We start from the raw sequence: 15,140 nt of genomic DNA on the forward strand, positions 1-15,140 counted from the left end.
TGTTACGCTCCCTTCGCGAGTTTGGCCTTGACTGCCGTGGTCACGAAAACCTTGCCTTCGTTGGCGCCCGGAACGGCACCCTTCACGAAGATCAGGCCACGTTCAGCGTCAATGCGCGCGATTTCGAGATTCTGCACCGTCGTGGTGACGTCGCCCAGATGACCCGTCATGCGCTTACCCGGGAACACACGGCCCGGATCCTGCGCCATACCGATCGAACCCGGCACGTTGTGCGAACGCGAGTTACCGTGCGAAGCGCGGCCCGAAGCGAAGTTGTAGCGCTTGATGGTACCGGCGTAGCCCTTACCGATCGACACGCCTTGCACGTCGACCTTCTGGCCCACTTGGAAGAGATCGACGCCAACGGCTGCGCCCGGCTGCAGTTCAGCAGCTTTGGCAGCTTCGACGCGGAATTCCTTGAGGATTTCACCGGCTTCGACACCCGCTTTCGCGTAGTGGCCGGCGGCGGCTTTGGTCACGCGCGTGGCGCGACGGTTACCGAAAGTGACTTGAACGGCAGTGTAGCCGTCCGTTTCATCCGTCTTGATTTGCGTCACACGGTTGTTAGACACGTCGAGCACGGTGACGGGAATCGAATCACCGTCGTCCGTGAAAATACGCGTCATGCCAACCTTGCGACCGACAAGGCCAAGGCTCATGATTTTCTCCATTCCCGACTGCGATTGGCCGGGGCTAAATGATAAAAGGATGGTCCACGGATGTGGGCCATCTTTTAAAAACTACACTTGAGCCCGACATTATAGACGAGCCTTTATCGCTTGACAAGTGTTGGCAAATCGCATAATAAAAGCCCCGCCGAGTCAGTATTGGCGGGGCTTTCCAGCGCAAACGCGCTTGCAAGCCTTACTGCAGCTTGATCTCGACGTCCACGCCAGCCGGCAGGTCCAGCTTCATCAGTGCGTCAACGGTCTTGTCCGTCGGATCGACGATGTCCATCAGGCGCTGGTGCGTGCGGATTTCGAGCTGGTCGCGCGAGGTCTTGTTGACGTGCGGCGAACGCAGAATGTCGAAACGCTCGATGCGCGTCGGCAGGGGCACCGGGCCCTTGACGATCGCGCCGGTGCGCTTGGCGGTTTCAACGATTTCGGCGGCCGACTGGTCGATCAGGCGGTAATCGAAAGCCTTCAGGCGGATGCGGATTTTTTGGTTCGGCATGTCAATTCTCCAAAGAGCATGGCAGCCCTCGTTCGGGTGCCGGGTAAATCACAAAGAGCAAGCACAGCTTCGGTGACGGGAGCATCAACGCCCCCGTCATCCGTCAATCCGTCATTAGTCTTCGATCTTCGCAACCACGCCGGCGCCGACCGTACGGCCACCTTCGCGGATTGCAAAACGCAGACCTTCTTCCATGGCGATCGGCTGAATCAGGTCAACCTTGATCGACACGTTATCGCCCGGCATGACCATTTCCTTGCCTTCCGGCAGGGAGATCGAGCCCGTCACGTCCGTCGTACGGAAGTAGAACTGCGGACGATAGTTGTTGAAGAACGGGGTGTGACGACCACCTTCGTCCTTCGACAGGATGTAGACCTCGCCCGAGAACTTGCGGTGCGGCTTGATCGAACCCGGCTTGGCCAGAACCTGACCACGCTGGACGTCTTCACGCTTCGTGCCGCGCAGCAGGATACCGACGTTGTCGCCTGCCTGACCTTGGTCGAGCAGCTTGCGGAACATTTCCACGCCCGTGCAGGTCGTCTTGTCGATCTTCGGCTTGTCGCCGTCCATGGCGATACCGACGATTTCGATTTCTTCGCCGACCTTGATGATGCCGCGCTCGATACGACCGGTCACCACAGTGCCGCGACCCGAGATCGAGAACACGTCTTCCACCGGCATCAGGAACGTGCCGTCCACGGCGCGTTCCGGCGTCGGGATGTACGTGTCAAGGGCTTCAGCCAACTTCATGATGGCTTCTTCGCCCAGGGGACCCTTGTCGCCTTCCAGCGCCAGCTTGGCCGAACCGTGAATGATCGGCACATCGTCGCCCGGGAAGTCGTACTTCGACAGGAGTTCGCGAACTTCCATTTCGACCAGCTCGAGCAGCTCGGCGTCGTCGACCATGTCGCACTTGTTCAGGAACACGATGATGTACGGCACGCCAACCTGACGGGCCAGCAGGATGTGCTCGCGCGTTTGCGGCATCGGGCCGTCGGCAGCCGAGCAAACCAGAATGGCGCCGTCCATCTGGGCAGCACCGGTAATCATGTTCTTGACGTAGTCGGCGTGGCCCGGGCAGTCAACGTGTGCGTAGTGGCGGTTCGCCGTTTCGTACTCGATGTGCGCGGTGTTGATGGTAATACCGCGTGCCTTTTCTTCCGGTGCCGCGTCGATGTCAGCGTAGTTCTTGGCTTCGCCGCCGAACTTCGACGACAGAACCGTTGCAATAGCGGCCGTCAGGGTCGTCTTGCCGTGGTCGACGTGACCGATGGTGCCAACGTTGACGTGCGGCTTGGTCCGCTGAAACTTTTCCTTTGCCATTTCCGAATCCTCAGATACTGAATAGACGATTAAACAGTGCGCCGGGCGCTGCACCTCGTGGTGCAGACACCCGACAATTCAATTACTTGTTCTTGTTGCTGATGATGGCTTCGCTCACGTTCTTCGGAGCTTCAGCGTAGTGCTTGAACTCCATCGTGTACGTGGCGCGGCCTTGCGTGGCCGAACGCAGCGACGTCGAATAACCGAACATTTCCGACAGCGGAACTTCGGCGCGCACGATCTTGCCGCCGCCGACCATGTCGTCCATGCCCTGGATAATGCCGCGACGCGACGACAAGTCGCCCATCACGTTACCCATGTAGTCTTCCGGCGTTTCCACTTCCACGGCCATCATCGGCTCGAGAATGACCGGGCTGGCGCGGCGCATGGCTTCCTTGAAAGCCATCGAACCGGCCATGCGGAACGCGTTTTCGTTCGAGTCCACATCGTGGTACGAACCGAACGTCAGGCGAACCTTGACGTCCACCACCGGGAAGCCGGCCAGAACGCCGCTCTTGAGCGTGTCCTGAATCCCCTTGTCGACCGCCGGGATGTATTCGCGAGGAATGACACCGCCCTTGATCTCGTCGAAGAATTCGTAGCCCTTGCCTTGCTCGTTCGGCTCCAGCGTGATGACAGCGTGACCGAACTGGCCGCGACCGCCCGACTGCTTGACGAACTTGCCTTCGACGTCCGCGGCCGACTTGCGAATGGTTTCGCGGTAGGCAACCTGCGGCGCACCGATGTTGGCTTCCACGCCGAATTCGCGCTTCATGCGGTCAACCAGAATTTCGAGGTGGAGCTCGCCCATGCCCGAAATGATGGTCTGACCCGATTCTTCATCGGTCTGCACGCGGAACGACGGGTCTTCCTGCGCCAGGCGGTTCAGGGCGAGGCCCATCTTTTCCTGGTCGACCTTGGTCTTCGGCTCGACAGCCTGCGAAATCACCGGCTCCGGGAACACCATGCGCTCGAGCACGATCGGGGCGGTCGGGTCGCACAGCGTGTCACCCGTGGTCGCATCCTTCAAACCGACGGCTGCGGCGATGTCGCCTGCGCGCACTTCGTCGATTTCTTCGCGCTGGTTCGCGTGCATCTGCACGATACGGCCCAGGCGTTCCTTCTTGCCCTTGACCGAGTTCAGCAGCGTGTCGCCCTTGTTCACCACGCCCGAATAGACGCGGAAGAAGATCAGCTGGCCGACGAACGGGTCCGTCATGATCTTGAAGGCCAACGACGAGAACTTCTCGTCGTCCGCAGCACGACGCTCGATCGGCTGTTCCTTCTCGTCCGTGCCCTTGACCGGCGGAATATCGACCGGCGACGGCAGGAAGTCGATCACGGCGTCCAGCATACGCTGCACACCCTTGTTCTTGAACGCGGTGCCGCACAGCATCGGCTGGATTTCGCAGGCGATGGTACGCAGACGAAGACCTTCGATGATGTCAGCCTCGGAGAGGTCACCCTCTTCCAGGTACTTGTTCATCATCTCTTCGCTCGACTCGGCAGCGGCCTCGACCATGCCTTCGCGCCACTTCTGGGCTTCCGCCAGCAGCTCGGCCGGAATTTCGACGTAGTCGAACTTCATGCCTTGCGACGCTTCGTCCCAAATGATCGCCTTCATCTTGATGAGGTCGACCACGCCCGTGAAGCTTTCTTCCGCGCCGATCGGCACCACCACCGGCACCGGGTTGGCCTTCAGGCGAGTCTTCAACTGGTCGTAGACCTTGAAGAAGTTCGCGCCGGTACGGTCCATCTTGTTGACGAACGCCAGACGCGGCACGCCGTACTTGTTGGCCTGACGCCAAACGGTTTCCGACTGGGGCTGCACGCCACCCACGGCACAGTAGACCATGCACGCGCCATCGAGAACACGCATCGAGCGCTCGACTTCAATCGTGAAGTCGACGTGACCCGGGGTGTCGATGATGTTGATGCGGTGCTTCTGGTAATTGTTCGCCATGCCGGACCAGAAGCAGGTCGTGGCAGCCGACGTAATCGTGATGCCACGCTCTTGTTCCTGCTCCATCCAGTCCATCGTCGCGGCGCCATCGTGCACTTCACCGATTTTGTGGTTCACACCGGTGTAGAACAAAATGCGCTCGGTCGTCGTGGTCTTGCCTGCGTCGATGTGAGCGCTAATACCGATGTTGCGGTAGCGCTCGATAGGGGTTGTACGAGCCACTTTAAGCCTCTTTCAATGTAGCCGCCATTTTTGAGGGGGCTACTAACACAAACGGGCGAGGCGCAATTTCTCATGCGCACCCGCCCCGGTTTCTGCTCTAGGTACTGCTTGCCAGCGTCAGAAGCGGAAGTGCGAGAATGCCTTGTTGGCTTCGGCCATGCGGTGAACTTCGTCACGCTTCTTCATGGCGCCGCCACGGCCTTCCGAGGCCTCGATCAGCTCACCTGCCAGGCGCAGGGCCATCGACTTCTCGCTACGCTTTTTCGCGGCCTCACGCAACCAACGCATCGCCAATGCCATACGACGCGACGGACGCACTTCGACCGGAACCTGATAGTTTGCACCGCCAACGCGGCGGCTCTTGACTTCAACCACCGGCTTCACGTTACCGAGCGCGGTGTTGAAGATTTCCAGCGGATCCTTGCCCGCCTTGGTTTGGATCTGCTCGAAAGCACCATAAACGATGCGCTCTGCGACCGACTTCTTGCCGGCAAGCATGAGCACGTTCATGAATTTAGCGACATCAACGTTGCCGAACTTCGGATCGGGCAACACTTCGCGCTTGGGGACTTCGCGACGACGCGGCATGATTTCTTCCTTAATAAATTCAGTTGGAGCTTCGCTCCGAGTCACCTACTAGCCACTTCCTGGCCGAGTGACCACTTACTCAGTGACGATGTACCACCATCACCGAACGTATGTCCGCTGAGCCGCTTAGGCCTTCGGACGCTTCGCGCCGTACTTCGAACGGGACTGCTTACGGTCCTTGACGCCTTGCGTGTCGAGGCTACCGCGCACCATGTGGTAACGCACACCCGGCAAGTCCTTCACACGACCGCCGCGAATCAGCACGACCGAGTGTTCCTGCAGGTTGTGGCCTTCACCGCCGATGTACGAAATGACTTCGAAACCGTTGGTCAGGCGCACCTTGGCAACCTTACGCAGTGCGGAGTTCGGCTTCTTCGGCGTCGTCGTGTACACACGGGTGCACACGCCGCGACGCTGCGGGCAGTCCTGCAGGGCCGGGCTCTTGCTCTTGATTTGAGCAGAGGTGCGCGGCTTGCGGACCAATTGGTTAATCGTTGGCATTGTGATTTCCTAAATGTGTCAAAAGCATGAAAACCAAGGCGGGCCGTCATGCAGATTTACTGCGCATTCACCCGGCAATTCTTGCGGATTACCCGCACCTAAACGCTTGATGCATAAGCATTTTGCATTGGACACGCGAATACCGCCGGAAAAACCGGAGCCTGCGACTATACCTCTGACCAGGGCAAGTGTCAATGCACTTGTACGTAAATTCGCCCCGTAAGTCGTTGATTGTTAACGCGTTGCCGAGCGCCGCCTTGGGTCGCCACGCGTCGGCATGGGTCGGGGGAATGTCCTCGCACGTGCCAAACCGCAAACGTCGGCGTCCCGACGCGACAACCGAATTCGTTGCAACAGGAATACTCCGGGCCACCACGGGAAGCGTCCTGTGACATTAACTTGGAGTGACCGCAATGTATTTTGCGATTGGAGAATGGCTCACGACCGGGCTGGCAATGTCGAACGCAATGCCGTATCCGCCCCTTGCCGCGCACACGCACAGCATGACGACCGATCTCAGACAGATCACGTCGGCGCCGGTTTCAGCCAGCGCCCAACGCGTCACACCTCGCCGTCCGGACGCTGTCGCCAACGACACGTCGTTCGACTGGTCGCAGCCCCCGCGACCCGCGCACGGGTCTTCGCCGAGCGACTGACGGACGTGCGGCCAGTTTGCGTGGTCGGCAGCCGCAACGACAGTGAGAATTGTCTGCTCGACCTCACACCGGGCACGAACGTCGACGTCAGTGCGAGTCGTCTGATGCTGGCGGGCTGCGAAGCATCGCTCTCTGCACCGGTCCGCGCGGCGCTAGCGCGCGACGGACGCGATGCCCGCGGTCTTGAGCATGCATTTTCCGAGACCTTCGCTGCGGAGTCGCAGGGGAAATTCTCCGTCTCGGAGATCGAGCGGCGGATCACCCAGCGCCTTCGAGAGATGTCGCCGAGCATGCATCACCTGCTGCGTCGCGCCGACGTCTACCTGGAGATGCCGCGGGTCACGTTCGTGCGCGTGCTGGCCAGCGAGCAGGAAGCCCGACGCCATCATGTCAGGGCACCCTTCACCGCCCCGTCCATTCGTCACGTCACCCGCGCCCCGGATGTGCGCGACACCATGCTCGGCGCCTACATCCGTGTCCCGATCGGGGGTGTTGTCCACACGTTTCTCGTCTCGCTCGCCACGCCAAATACCGTTGAGCGGATTCGCCAGGATCCGCGCACCCACGCCGATGAGCACCTGCCGGCCTTCTTCGGCGACGTTCCGGACTACTTGCAGGCCACTCGTTTGCAGATGCGCACGGTGGCGCCGGGCGACGACATCGTACGAACACTCGCGGAGTGGCTTCATGACGGTCATCAACGCTATCGCGACTTCGCCCGCGGCGAAACGCGCGAGTGTCTCGCACCGGAATCGCATCGCCACGTCATACAGCCAGCATGCCCCCCGGCCGCCCCGCCACGAACATCCACCGCCGCACGCACGCCGCCCCAGGCCCAAGCATTGGTGCAGGCCGAGACGCTACCGCAGACCGGCGCGCCCCCGAGCCTCGCCCGTTCACCGCGCGATCGACAACCTTCGGTCGCCGAGATCGCGGAAGCCGTCGCGATGCTTGAGCGTCTGGACAAGCAATACCGTTTGCTGGGACGCCCTCGCTTCGGCTGAGCAGGACAACGCTTGGCCCGGCGCACGCCAGGGATGACGGGCGGGGTCGCGGCCCAGGCCGCGATCGAGGGGAGATTTGCGCGCCCTATCAAATCTCGCAGCCTCGTCTGTCGTGTCCGGCGTAGGTGGTGTCATCTCGCGCGTTTTTCACGGAGGCGCGAATTCGTACACTCGGAGGTTTAGGCGGTGAGTCCTCCTGCCCTGACACGAGCCCACTATCAGCCATGCAGGCGAGTTTCGAAAAAGACAGCATTCTGGTGCTCGATGTCGACGGCACTCTGACCGATTCGGAGCGAATTCATCAGCGCGCGCTGCTCGGCGCCATGACGTCGCTGGAATTCGAAGACCTGAACACCGACTGGGGCAGCTACCCGCATCACACCGACACCGGCATTCTGATTCATGCCCACGCGGAGCACGGACGCGCGCTGCCGCAGCCGCACGATCTGGCGCGCTTCGAGCACGAGATCGACGAGCGCTTCACCGCGCTGCTCAACGCGCACGGTCTGGCCGAGATCCCCGGTGCTCGCGCCTTCGTCGACGCGGCACACCGCTCGCGCTGGGGGTCGTGTTCGCCACAGGGGGCATCCGGCAGGTCAGCCATCGGAAGCTGCGTTCCGTCGCCATCGAATACACCGACGCGATGCTCGTCACCTCCTCCGAGTACAGTTCACGCGAACAACTCGTCGCGCAGGCGATCAAGCGGGCACAAGCCGGCTACGGCATTACGCATCCGCGTGCGGTCGTCTCGATCGGCGACGGGATGTGGGACCTGAAAGTGGCGCGCCGTCTCGGCATCGATTTCGTTGGAATCGGCTCACGCCGCTCGCGCTCGCCGCTATGCGCCGAAGGGGTGCCCGTCTACGACGATATGTGGGATGCCATGCACTGGCTCACGCCGGGCCGCGGACGCGCGTCAGGTATTCGCTTGGCGTCACGCCCATGAAGCGGCGGAACATGGTGGAAAACGCGCTCGGGGTGTCATAACCGACTTCGAGCGCCACCTGCGTGATGGGCCGCCCAGCCCCCAACATTGGCAGCGCTCCCAGCAGGCGCATGTGCTGACGCCATTCCCGGAACGGCAAGCCGAACTCTGTCGTAAAGCGCCGCTCCAACGTGCGGCTCGATGCGCCGACATCCAGCGCCCAATCCTGCAGGCTGCGGGGATCCGAAGGCGTGTTCAGGTAGATATCGAAGATCTTGCGCAGACGGGCGTCGCGCGGCACCTGCAAGTGCAGCGGCGACTCGCTCTTCCATTCCACTTCCTCGAGCAACAGTGCCATGACGAGGGCGTCCTTGCCGTCGGGCGACCAATCGGCAGGAAGCGCCATCGCGCGCAGGATCAACTCGCGCAACAGCGCTGACACGCCGATGACCACCGGCGCGCTGGGCGCCGACATCCCGCATCGCGCCACGTCGACGTAGATTGTGCGCATTTCGACTCGGCCCCGCATGCGCACTTCATGCGTGACTTCCCCCGGCATCCACAGCGCGCGTTGCGGCGGTATGACCCAGAGCGACGTCTCGGTGCGCACTTCGAGAATGCCGGCACTCGCGTACATCAGTTGCGCGCGCCCGTGGCTGTGCGGGCGCACGACGAAGCCATCCGGGTAATCCTTCGCCAACGCGCCCACGGGGCGGTCTTGACCCTGAAATCCCGGGGGTACCCCATTTGTGATCGGCATCGGCACCAGGCCTTTCAAAGGCGTAATTTTTGGGTCGTTTTTGGCGATCCCGCCAGCGTAACACCGGGTAGCGCCGCCCACCAAACCGAATCCCTTGCCGCGTCGGCGCAAAGCCAACACGGCTCAAAACGGCTTGACGATCACGAGCGAGACGATCGCGGCCATCGAGACCAGCGTAATGGGGAGCGCTCGCCGAAAGAGCGCCGGGGACGTCGTCACGCCATCGCGCTCCAGCCGCCTGAGCGTGGCGGACAGGCGTCCGTGCAATCCCGAGACGATCACCACCAAAACCAGCTTGGCCATCAGCCACGGCGCGCTCCACCAGTTCCCCATGATGGCCATCGCGGGGCCGGTGATCCACACCACGATCAACGCGGGCGATGCCAGTCCGTAATCCGCCCGCCGCGCGATGCGCCGCCACTCGGGCTGCGTCAGACGCCCGCCCAACGCCATCGCCACCAGGCCAGCGATAAACGCGATCACTGCAATCAGATGGATGGCCTTGATCCATAGATAGAGCATTGCGGTCTCCTCAGGGCTTCGATTGATAATTTCAAATTCAGCAACAGTTGATTGACATTACTCATCTTTATCGCCAAATCGCGCAGCAATACACTTCAACTGTCGACGATGAATAACACATCGCCTCTTTCAAAAGACAGGAGAAAACATCATGCAACGCACCCTCATTACCTCTGCCCTGGTTTCCGCAATGCTGGCCCTCTCTGCCGGCTCGGCTTTCGCCAGCGACGCCTTCGACGGCCCCTCGGAATTCTCTTGGGTGCCGCAAACCAGCGTCCTGAGTCGTGCCCAAGTCCGCCAGGAACTGATCCAGGCGCAACAAGCCGGCCTGGTCGTTCAACACGATGCCGTGTACCCGAAGGCTGCGCCCAGCGCGCAACCGACGGCGGCCAGCGCCTCGATCACGATGGGTTCGGTCGGTGGCCAGCAAAGCGCCGGCTCGACTTATTTCGGCTCCTAATGTAACTCGCCGCGCCGCGGGCCTCTCCAAAGGGGCCGCGGCGCGCGTTCTGCGCATAACGACGCGTCGGCACTTGCTGGCGCTCACTGTGATCTCCGCTCGGCCCCCGACCCAAGACTCCTGTCGCTGTGCGTAGTGGTTCAACGCACAGGACTTTGCCCGTCGCTCCGGCGACGGGCTTTTTTAGCGGACCTGGCAGCCTTCACGAAGCTCGCGATCCCGTGACAGGAAACGACGAAGCCCGCCTAAGCGGGCTTCTGCTCGTTGATGGGACGACGGGCAACGCTTACTGCGACAGCGACTTCGCGAGAAACTCGAGCGCGCGACCGTGCGCGAGCGCCGCCGACGGCTGATGGTAAGACGCGCGCGCCCAGCAATTGAAACCGTGGTCGGCGTTGGGATACACGAACACTTCCGTGTTCGGACGCGACTTCACTGCTTCGCTCACCGACGTCACGATATCCGGCGTGATATGGCTATCGAGCGCCCCGTAGTGGAACTGCACCGGCACGTTCAGCCCGGCGGCTTCGCCCAGATAGTTGTGAATGCCGCCACCGTAGTACGGCACGGCGGCGTCGACCAGCCCGCGTGCGGCGCTTAGGTACGACAGCAGTCCGCCGAAGCAATAGCCGACGGCGGCAATCTTTGCATGGGCGTCGAGTTTGCTGCGCAGCGCCTTGGCCGTCGCTTCGATATCGGTCACGGCCTTCTCGATGTCGATCGATTGGCGCAGTTCCATCGCGCGCGCCCAGTCGTCGCCCGAGTAGCCAAGTTCGACGCGCGGGGCGGCACGCCAGAAGATATCCGGCGCGAGCACCACATAGCCGTCCATCGCGTATTGATCGGCAACGCCGCGAATGTGCTCGTTCACGCCGAAGATTTCCTGCACCAGCACGATACCCGGTGCCTTTGCTATCGGCCCGACGGCGGCAATGCCAGATAGGCATCGAAGGTGCCGTCCACGGTTTCGACACGGATCCATTGACTGTTCGACACGGAAGTTGCTCCATCAAAAAAAGGGGAAATGCCCGCGCGCGACAACCACCGAGCCACTGCAGGGGTCGGGCGCGACACGCGTGCGCGACCGCGCGCAGTCAGGCCGAATCAGTATAGGCACTTTCGCGCTTGCGCACAGCGCTCGGCCAAGCCCGCCGCACAAGGCCCTGCAAGGGGCACCACGCGTGCCCACTTTCGCATCTCTCGGCTCACTCTCCTTGTATCGCACATGCGGTGAGGTGCGCCGTTTCGACGACCGAACCCAAACCTTCCGATCACGCTGAGCGGGCAACGTCGCTTTGCCCCTTCGTCCCTTCGTCCCTTCGTCGTTTCGTCGTTTCGTCGCTTCGTCCCTTAGCCCTCTCGCCATCCCCTGTGACGCCCCTTACATGTCGTTACCGCCCCCGGGCCGGCTGACGGATGCGCGTTACGCTTGCCACAGGCGTTCGATACTGCCGCGAGCGAATTTAATACGGAATCCATATCATGAAGATAGCAACACGCCATGCCATCAGCACCATTGCAATGTCTCTGGCATTGACAGCCACCGGCATTGCCACGGCCGACACGTTGTCGAGCACTGCGCGAGCGCAGAGCGCGCCGCCGGCGGCCGACGCCGACAACAAGCACGACATGCACGACGCCATCGACATGCCGCCCCCACCGCCGCGCATGGGTCGGCCCGTCGGCGGACCGGGTCCGCAGGGTGGGGCCGCGCCTGCCTTCGCAGCCATTCGCACCATCGACGAAATCGCGCATTGGTACCGTATTGGCGGTCATCCCGAAGATGTCTTGCCGTTCTATCGCGAGACGCTCACGCAAACGCGCGACCCGATGCTGCGCCGTCATCTGCGCGACGCCATCGCGCGCGAGGCGTTGAAACCGGCCGACACCACGGCAGCCATCGCGACATTGCGCGCGCAATTGCGCGAGGATCTCGCCGCATTGCCGCCGCCGTCACCGTCACTTGACGCCAGGCGCCGCTGATGGAGTCACGCGATAACGAACGCGTCAATCCCGTGACGCCGCCATGATTTGCGCATTCCATTGCGGCAGCCACGTCAGCAAGAACTGCGCGAATCCCTCAGCCGCCGGCGACGCTGCACGCGAGAGCGGTCGGTACACACAGACCTGACGAATCGTCTCGGGCGAGACCACGCGGCGCATCACCAGGCCGAACGGCGGCGCGAGCGCTGCCACGTAGCCGGGTGTCAGGGTGGCGGCCAGCCCTTGCGACGCGACGCCGAGCGCGGTCGTCACGTTATCGACCACGTCGATAGGTGTAATGCGCGCATCGGGCGGCGCAGACAAGCGCATCTGCGCGACGCTGCGTTCGTGATCGCGTCCCGCCGCAACGAGCGGCGTATCGCGCAGATCCGTCCAGCGCACGCGCCGGCGTCGCGCAAGCGCGTGACCCGGCGCACACCACAACACCCACGGGCTGTCGAACGCTGGCGCCCCGGCAACATGCGCACCTGTCGCGCGATTGGGACCGATCGCCAGATCGAGGTCGCCGTTGGCCACACGATCGACGAGCGCATCGACCGGCGTATCGACCACGCGCACGACGACCTTGGGCCGCAGGTCGGCATAAGCGCGAATCGCGGCGGGCAGCGCCATGCTCGCGAGCACCAGCGGCGCGCCCACGCGCACGATGCCGGCAGCACGGTTGCGCACGTCGTCAGCCGTTTTCTCGGCCGCCTGCACATGCCGAATCACCGACTCCGCCGAGGCGAGAAAATCGCGCCCAGCGCTGGAGAGCGCCACACGTCGGGTCGTGCGGTCGAAAAGCCGAAATCCCACGACCGATTCGAGTTCGGCAACGAGTTGGCTCACGGCCGACGAGGTGAGCCCCAGGCGATTGCCCGCCTCGGCGAAGCTGTGCAATTCGGCAATGGCCACCAGCGCCTCGAACTGGCGGAGCGTGATGCGGGTCAGGGGCATGTCGTGTCGATGGTCAAGTCTCGCCTACGAATAAACCGGCATCGATGGATTGTCCCGTAGACGCGTGGTGCTCACCATCGGCTTGCGCACTTCCCATTGAAGCGAGGACCGCCCTGCCGAACGCCACTGTCCGCGCCAAGGAATCCGTCACTGCGGGTACAGGCCATGTACCCGCCCGAACAGGCGCGTCAGGCCGAGCAATGCGTCGATGTTGGGCGCAGGAACCGACACGCGCTGACCGATCTCGCGCACCACGCTCACCAGCGCGTCGAGTTCGATGGGACGGCGCGCCTCCACGTCCTGCAGCATCGACGTCTTGAACGCCCCCAGCTTCGCCGTCACGGCATGCCGGTCTTCGGGCGACTGATCGATCGCGCAGCCGATCTTGGCCCCAATCGCCGCCGCCTCCCCCATCGCGGCCGAACAGAACGCGCGCACGAGCGGGTCGTCCAGCAACCGGTCGATCGTCGCGCCCGTGATCGCCGACACGGGGTTCATCGTCAGGTTGCCCCACAGCTTGTACCAGATGTCGAGACGCACGTGCTCCGACGCCTTGACTTCGAAACCCGCTCGCGTCAGCAACCCCGCGAGCCGCTGCACGCGCTCGCTCGCCCCGCCGCCCGGCTCTCCGACGATGAGCCCACGACCCATCTTGTGATCGACCACCCCCGGCGCCGCTGTCGCCGCACTCGCATGCACCACGCACCCGATCACGTTGGCCAGCGGAATCGCCGCGCCAATCGCCCCATCCGGATCGACGCTCGTCAGCGGATCGTCGCCAAAGGGCGCCACCCCCTTGCAGAACCACCACGGCACGCCGTTCATCGCGGGCAACACCAGCGTTTGCGGGCCGAGCAGGGGCGCCACGGCGCTCGCGACCTGCGCAAGCGCGGGCCCCTTCACCGCGATAACGATCAGGTCCTGCACGCCGAGCTTGCCGGCGTCTTCCAGCGGATGCGCCGCGTCCACGGGCGCAGTCGCCACCGTCTCGCCCTGCTTCACGCGCCAGCCATGCTCGCGCAACGCCGCCAGCGTCGCACCGCGCGCCAACGCGCTCACGCGCGCCTCCCCCGCCGCCGCCAGTCGCGCCCCGAGCAGGCCGCCGATGGCGCCCGCGCCAATGATCGTCACCTTCATCCCTTCACTCCTGTGGTTGTGCCGCGAGTCGATAGTTTTCCTTGAATCGCTCCGGCACACGTTCGTCAAACCCCAGCGCCACACGGCGCACTTCAGGACTGTCGCCCGGCGGGTGCCCCACACCGAGCGCCGCCGCGCGTGGCGCATCGATCCCCACGACTTGCCCCACAAGGCAACCGAGTCCAGTGATCTCGCACGCCACCCGATCCCCCGCGTCCACCGAGCGGGAATGACAGGGCGTGCCCATCAGGATCACGTCGCCCGGCAGCAGCGTGATATGTCGCGCAATGTCTGCGATCACGTAGTGCGGGCCCCAGATCGTCTCGTCACCGATGTGCGCTTCCTGCACGACGCGTCCGTTGCGATAGGTGCGCAACGTCTGCTCGAACAGGTTCACGCCGCGCACGATGCCCGGGCCGATCGGCAACAGGGTATCGGCCCCCTTCACGCGCAACATCGACCCTTGATCGGTGTCGCGAAAGTCCTGCAAACCCATGTCCAGCGCCGGGCAGAACCCGTCGATGTAATCCCACGCCTCATCGGGAAGCACATTGCGGCACGTACGCCCGATCACCACCGCGTACTCGCCCTCGTAGTTCAGATACCGACAATCCGCCGGCTTGAGGATCTGGCCGTTGTGCCCATTCAACGAGGTCGGTGGCTTCGTGAAGTACGTCGGCGTGTCGGTCGGCTTGGGCCGGTTGCGCGTCTCCATGCTACGCGAGCGATACGAGATATGCACGGCGATGATCTTTGACGGATCCACCGGCGGCAGATGCGCCACCGCCTGCGGGTCCACCGTACGTCCATCGTCGAGCCGCAACAACCCGCGCTCGCGACCGTCCTCGACGATCGTGCCCCAGAACGCACTGCCGCCCAGCGATACGCGACGACGCTCGACGCGCGGGCCGCGCATCACGGCAGGCAATTCTCGCAGCGGAAATTCGAAGTCCATGGCCGCGT

At 62.9% G+C, this 15,140-nt stretch carries 16 protein-coding genes and 1 pseudogene; 4 read left to right on the forward strand and 13 right to left on the reverse strand.

The features are described from left to right. Positions 1–2 precede the first annotated feature (2 nt). From rplC to rpsL, 6 genes are all read right to left on the reverse strand, one after another. Positions 3–659: a 50S ribosomal protein L3 gene (rplC, locus tag DRB87_RS21320; protein ID WP_026132333.1), complete on the reverse strand. Its 657-nt coding sequence runs from the start codon at positions 657–659 to the stop codon at positions 3–5. A 205-nt stretch (positions 660–864) separates the two neighbouring features. Further along, on the reverse strand, positions 865–1,176 hold the full coding sequence (rpsJ, locus tag DRB87_RS21325) for a 30S ribosomal protein S10 (protein WP_017235803.1): 312 nt from the start codon (positions 1,174–1,176) through the stop codon (positions 865–867). Between the two features lie 114 nt (positions 1,177–1,290). Then, on the reverse strand, positions 1,291–2,499 hold the full coding sequence (tuf, locus tag DRB87_RS21330; RefSeq protein WP_130027428.1) for an elongation factor Tu: 1,209 nt from the start codon (positions 2,497–2,499) through the stop codon (positions 1,291–1,293). A gap of 82 nt (positions 2,500–2,581) precedes the next feature. After that, positions 2,582–4,684 (reverse strand): elongation factor G, encoded by a 2,103-nt coding sequence (gene fusA / locus DRB87_RS21335; RefSeq protein WP_130027429.1) that lies wholly within the window; start codon positions 4,682–4,684, stop codon positions 2,582–2,584. A gap of 117 nt (positions 4,685–4,801) precedes the next feature. Next, entirely contained in the window at positions 4,802–5,272 is a 471-nt protein-coding gene (rpsG, locus tag DRB87_RS21340) for a 30S ribosomal protein S7 (protein ID WP_017232357.1), read from the reverse strand. Positions 5,273–5,398: 126 nt separating this feature from the next. After that, entirely contained in the window at positions 5,399–5,773 is a 375-nt protein-coding gene (rpsL, locus tag DRB87_RS21345) for a 30S ribosomal protein S12 (RefSeq protein WP_017232358.1), read from the reverse strand. A 676-nt stretch (positions 5,774–6,449) separates the two neighbouring features. Between rpsL and DRB87_RS21350 the strand changes: the two genes are divergently transcribed. Further along, positions 6,450–7,433 carry a hypothetical protein gene (locus DRB87_RS21350; protein WP_130027430.1) on the forward strand — a complete coding sequence of 328 codons (984 nt, stop codon included), beginning with the start codon at positions 6,450–6,452 and terminating at the stop codon, positions 7,431–7,433. Positions 7,434–7,651: 218 nt separating this feature from the next. On the opposite strand, the gene DRB87_RS21355 is transcribed toward DRB87_RS21350, so the two are convergent. Further along, on the reverse strand, positions 7,652–7,984 hold the full coding sequence (locus DRB87_RS21355) for a hypothetical protein (RefSeq protein WP_130027431.1): 333 nt from the start codon (positions 7,982–7,984) through the stop codon (positions 7,652–7,654). Positions 7,985–8,001: 17 nt separating this feature from the next. Between DRB87_RS21355 and DRB87_RS21360 the strand changes: the two genes are divergently transcribed. After that, positions 8,002–8,379, forward strand: coding sequence for a hypothetical protein (locus DRB87_RS21360; RefSeq protein WP_130027432.1), 378 nt, complete (start codon positions 8,002–8,004; stop codon positions 8,377–8,379). Here DRB87_RS21360 and DRB87_RS21365 read toward each other — a convergent pair. Both DRB87_RS21365 and DRB87_RS21370 read right to left on the reverse strand, forming a co-directional pair. Next, positions 8,327–9,118, reverse strand: coding sequence for a helix-turn-helix domain-containing protein (locus DRB87_RS21365; protein ID WP_240756092.1), 792 nt, complete (start codon positions 9,116–9,118; stop codon positions 8,327–8,329). The two genes, DRB87_RS21360 and DRB87_RS21365, sit on opposite strands and share 53 nt — an antisense overlap. Positions 9,119–9,241: 123 nt before the next feature. Further along, the gene (locus DRB87_RS21370; RefSeq protein WP_130027433.1) at positions 9,242–9,640 is read right to left on the reverse strand and encodes a CopD family protein; all 399 of its coding nucleotides are present in this window, start codon (positions 9,638–9,640) and stop codon (positions 9,242–9,244) included. A gap of 151 nt (positions 9,641–9,791) precedes the next feature. Here DRB87_RS21370 and DRB87_RS21375 point away from each other — a divergent pair, with 151 nt between their 5' ends. After that, complete coding sequence (locus tag DRB87_RS21375; RefSeq protein WP_130027434.1) at positions 9,792–10,100, forward strand: DUF4148 domain-containing protein; 309 nt, start codon at positions 9,792–9,794, stop codon at positions 10,098–10,100. A gap of 286 nt (positions 10,101–10,386) precedes the next feature. Here DRB87_RS21375 and DRB87_RS21380 read toward each other — a convergent pair. Further along, a pseudogene (locus tag DRB87_RS21380) lies at positions 10,387–11,096 on the reverse strand (dienelactone hydrolase family protein). 486 nt (positions 11,097–11,582) lie between these two features. Between DRB87_RS21380 and DRB87_RS21385 the strand changes: the two are divergent. Then, on the forward strand, positions 11,583–12,083 hold the full coding sequence (locus DRB87_RS21385) for a hypothetical protein (protein ID WP_130027435.1): 501 nt from the start codon (positions 11,583–11,585) through the stop codon (positions 12,081–12,083). Between the two features lie 24 nt (positions 12,084–12,107). Here DRB87_RS21385 and DRB87_RS21390 read toward each other — a convergent pair whose 3' ends face one another. From DRB87_RS21390 to DRB87_RS21400, 3 genes are all read right to left on the reverse strand, one after another. Then, on the reverse strand, positions 12,108–13,040 hold the full coding sequence (locus tag DRB87_RS21390; protein ID WP_130027436.1) for a LysR family transcriptional regulator: 933 nt from the start codon (positions 13,038–13,040) through the stop codon (positions 12,108–12,110). A gap of 147 nt (positions 13,041–13,187) precedes the next feature. Then, on the reverse strand, positions 13,188–14,177 hold the full coding sequence (locus DRB87_RS21395) for a 2-dehydropantoate 2-reductase (RefSeq protein WP_130027437.1): 990 nt from the start codon (positions 14,175–14,177) through the stop codon (positions 13,188–13,190). Between the two features lie 4 nt (positions 14,178–14,181). Then, a complete protein-coding gene (locus DRB87_RS21400) occupies positions 14,182–15,132 on the reverse strand; it encodes a fumarylacetoacetate hydrolase family protein (protein WP_130027438.1) in 951 nt (316 codons plus the stop codon). Positions 15,133–15,140: the final 8 nt, after the last annotated feature.

Origin of the sequence: Pandoraea sp. XY-2 (assembly GCF_004193915.1) — a bacterium.
GTDB classification, from domain to species: Bacteria; Pseudomonadota; Gammaproteobacteria; order Burkholderiales; family Burkholderiaceae; genus Pandoraea; species Pandoraea cepalis.

Coding starts and splice junctions, on each gene's coding strand:
- DRB87_RS21400 (WP_130027438.1), bottom strand. CDS start 15,132: ATGGACTTCGAATTTCCGCTGCGAGAATTGCCTGCCGTGATGCGCGGC.
- DRB87_RS21370 (WP_130027433.1), bottom strand. CDS start 9,640: ATGCTCTATCTATGGATCAAGGCCATCCATCTGATTGCAGTGATCGCG.
- rplC (WP_026132333.1), bottom strand. CDS start 659: ATGAGCCTTGGCCTTGTCGGTCGCAAGGTTGGCATGACGCGTATTTTC.
- DRB87_RS21375 (WP_130027434.1), top strand. CDS start 9,792: ATGCAACGCACCCTCATTACCTCTGCCCTGGTTTCCGCAATGCTGGCC.
- tuf (WP_130027428.1), bottom strand. CDS start 2,499: ATGGCAAAGGAAAAGTTTCAGCGGACCAAGCCGCACGTCAACGTTGGC.
- rpsL (WP_017232358.1), bottom strand. CDS start 5,773: ATGCCAACGATTAACCAATTGGTCCGCAAGCCGCGCACCTCTGCTCAA.
- rpsJ (WP_017235803.1), bottom strand. CDS start 1,176: ATGCCGAACCAAAAAATCCGCATCCGCCTGAAGGCTTTCGATTACCGC.
- DRB87_RS21390 (WP_130027436.1), bottom strand. CDS start 13,040: ATGCCCCTGACCCGCATCACGCTCCGCCAGTTCGAGGCGCTGGTGGCC.
- rpsG (WP_017232357.1), bottom strand. CDS start 5,272: ATGCCGCGTCGTCGCGAAGTCCCCAAGCGCGAAGTGTTGCCCGATCCG.
- DRB87_RS21385 (WP_130027435.1), top strand. CDS start 11,583: ATGAAGATAGCAACACGCCATGCCATCAGCACCATTGCAATGTCTCTG.
- DRB87_RS21395 (WP_130027437.1), bottom strand. CDS start 14,177: ATGAAGGTGACGATCATTGGCGCGGGCGCCATCGGCGGCCTGCTCGGG.
- DRB87_RS21365 (WP_240756092.1), bottom strand. CDS start 9,118: ATGCCGATCACAAATGGGGTACCCCCGGGATTTCAGGGTCAAGACCGC.